The following is a 2,992-nucleotide window of genomic DNA, read 5'->3' as shown; positions in this document are numbered from 1 at the left end:
GAGGCGTACGTCAGTGGTGCGGCGCAGTGGGGCAGCCAGATCTATGGCCCCCTCAGTGGCCTGCTCGAGAAGACACCGGCCAACCGCACCCCCCTGGAGAACCTCATCGCCGACGTCGTCGGGATCATGGCGAGCCGGCTGGGTGCCGTGGAAGCGACCCACATCGCCAACGACCGGCTCGCGCGGCTGTGGCAGGCCGTGGGCTGGGCACGATACCGCATCCGCACCGCACTGCATTTCTTCCCCGCCGATGCCGGACAGCTCGCCGAGGTCTACGAAGACAGCCTCTGGCGCGAGGAGGTCGCCATTCAGGCCATGCGCGGCAACAGGCAGGGGCTCGTACCCCAACACCCCGTCGAGCCGCCGCGAAACGACTCGGTCAGAGGGATGCTCTGGGCCATGATCCCCGACGATGCCCATCCACCGGGGCCGGCTCTCCTCGAACTGGACCGGGAGGCGGCCCTGAGACGGCTGCGTGCACGGCTGAACCGTACCCTGACGCCGGATACCTGGGGCGGGCTGTTCGCGGTGGGCCTGGAGCTGATCAACGCCTGGGCGGTAATCACGACCCTTGGCGATGGCGACGAGGACGACGCGGTCTCCGCCGAGCGCGTCAGCGCCCTGGTCGCCACCGGCGGGGCATTGACCAGCGCGCTCGCGAGCGTGGCACGGGACATCCTGTTCAAGACGGCCGCGCCGGGCAGCCCGCTTTTCAATGCCCTGACCTGGCTCGTTGGTATCGGTGCCGCGGTGGCGTCCTGGATCGGCGGGTACTGGGCATTCGTCGAGGGTATACGGGCCAAGGACGAAAACGAAGGAACAATGGCGGCGCTGTATCTTTCCACCGCCGCACTATCCACGGTCTTCGGAATCACATCGCTTTGGGCTTCGGCTCAAACCGTCAGCACATCCTCTGGAAGCACGGCGATGATCGGCCGATTCCTCATCTCGCGGGGCGGGTGGGCGGCGGTGAGCTCATATCTCGGATGGGTCCTGCTGGGCGTGGGGGTGCTGACCTGGTCCCTCGCGCCTGACGGCCTGGAGAAGTGGCTCCGCCGGTGCGTGTTCGGGACGGGGGACGCCCCCCGGTTCGAGGACCTCCAGGCGGCCCTGGACGAGCTCGAGGACCTCGGCTACATCAGGCAGCGCCATGATTAACGAATACGACCTGGACTATCGCGACCGGGACCGGGGCACCGACTGGTTCAGGCAGCCCCTGAGACTGGACTACAGTCTGCGGCGTACCCTGCCCCACGGGGAGCGGGCGACCGACGAGGTGTACGACGCCATTTCCACATACCGGCAAAACGACCTCTACCTCGAAACTTCGCATACTAAGGAACGTTTTTTGAGGGGATTTTTTACAGCAGGTATGGGGATACCCCTAGTCGGGATCAATATTTTTATGGTATATGCCTTTTTTTTATTGATTTTCTATTTTTTTTCCGATCCTGAGAGGCTGTCCCTAATTTTCCCAATCGGGGTCATCGTGATCCTAGGGGGGGCAATGGATATTTTCATCCTTAACCTCCCATTGAAGAACGACTGGTTCACCTACCGCCACGCCCCCATCCGCTTCAACCGCCGCACCCGACAGGTGCACGTGTTCTACACGCCCCGATTCGGTGGACCCCGCAGCTACGACTGGGACGCCCTCACGGCACAGATCCTGGAAACCGGCAGGGGAAAGGTCACCTATTACGTCCTGACCATGACTGCCGCCGATCCCTCCGGCAGGTATTACTATGACCGCTTCGAGGTCGGCAACCAGCTGCTCCACCGCGAAGAGGGTATCCGCTGGTGGGAGTACATCCGCCGCTTCATGGAGGAAGGGCCCGACAGTGTCCCCGATCCCGACTGGACCCTCTCCGAGCGGCTCTCGCTCAGGGAGTCCTTCGTGCGCTGGTTCGCACTGCACGAGCTGCGCCGGGAACGCGCTCTCGGCCTGAACGTCCGCCCGGCAATCGCCCGTATTATCCTGATATCCCCCTTCCTCGCCCTTTTCTCCATCGGCCACTTCATCTCCATGCTCACCAGCCGCCACGTGCAATGGCCACAGGAGATCCGCCAGGCCTGCGGCGAGGAGTGAACCCGAATGGCGGACCCCGACTACATCAGGCAACACCATGCTTAACGAATCCGGCCTCTATGAACGCGACCGGGACCGCGGCAACGACTGGTTCGGGCACCCCCTGAAACTGGACCGCAGTCTGCGGCGTGCCCTGCCCCACGGGGAGCGGGCGACCGACGAGGTGTATGACGCCGGCTCGATATATAAAAAAAACGGCATCTATCTCGAAACCACACACGCCAAAGAAAGATTTCTCCGCGGAATGCTAACGGGGGGCACAGTACTGCCTCTGATCGGTATCGATATCCTGGTAGCCTACTTCTTATTTTCATCGATATCGGATCTTATCGCCGATCCGAATGATTTATCCCTTATTCTTCTGACAATATATACCGCGATCCTGTGGGGAGGAGTGAACCTCTTCGCTCTATATTCCCCCCTGATGTACGACTGGTTCAACTACCGCCACGCCCCCATCCGCTTCAACCGCCGCACCCGACAGGTGCACGTGTTCTACACGCCCCGATTCGGTGGACCCCGCAGCTACGACTGGGACGCCCTCACGGCACAGATCCTGGAAACCGGCAGGGGAAAGGTCACCTATTACGTCCTGACCATGACTGCCGCCGATCCCTCCGGCAGGTATTACTATGACCGCTTCGAGGTCGGCAACCAGCTGCTCCACCGCGAAGAGGGTATCCGCTGGTGGGAGTACATCCGCCGCTTCATGGAGGAAGGGCCCGACAGTGTCCCCGATCCCGACTGGACCCTCTCCGAACATCTCTCGCTCAGGGAGTCCTTCGTGCGCTGGTTCGCACTGCACGAGCTGCGCCGGGAACGCGCTCTCGGCCTGAACGTCCGCCCGGCAATCGCCCGTATTATCCTGATATCCCCCTTCCTCGCCCTTTTCTCCATCGGCCA

General features: G+C 62.3%; 3 protein-coding genes. All 3 read left to right on the top strand.

Going from position 1 to position 2,992, the window contains the following annotated elements:
- Window positions 1–1,158 (top strand): hypothetical protein (locus tag G7A99_RS16155; RefSeq protein ID WP_163142038.1); only part of this gene is annotated, 1,158 nt, incomplete at its 5' end.
- A 349-nt stretch (window positions 1,159–1,507) separates the two neighbouring features.
- Window positions 1,508–2,089, top strand: a complete 582-nt coding sequence (locus G7A99_RS16150; protein ID WP_163142035.1) for a DUF6708 domain-containing protein — start codon at window positions 1,508–1,510, stop codon at window positions 2,087–2,089.
- A gap of 37 nt (window positions 2,090–2,126) precedes the next feature.
- Window positions 2,127–2,992, top strand: an 866-nt coding sequence (locus G7A99_RS16145) for a DUF6708 domain-containing protein (RefSeq protein WP_163142032.1), incomplete at its 3' end; no start/stop codon positions are given.

The organism is Arhodomonas sp. KWT (genome assembly GCF_010993615.1).
Note: the sequence above shows the minus strand (reverse complement) of the source record. Positions and strands in the feature narration are given on the sequence as shown.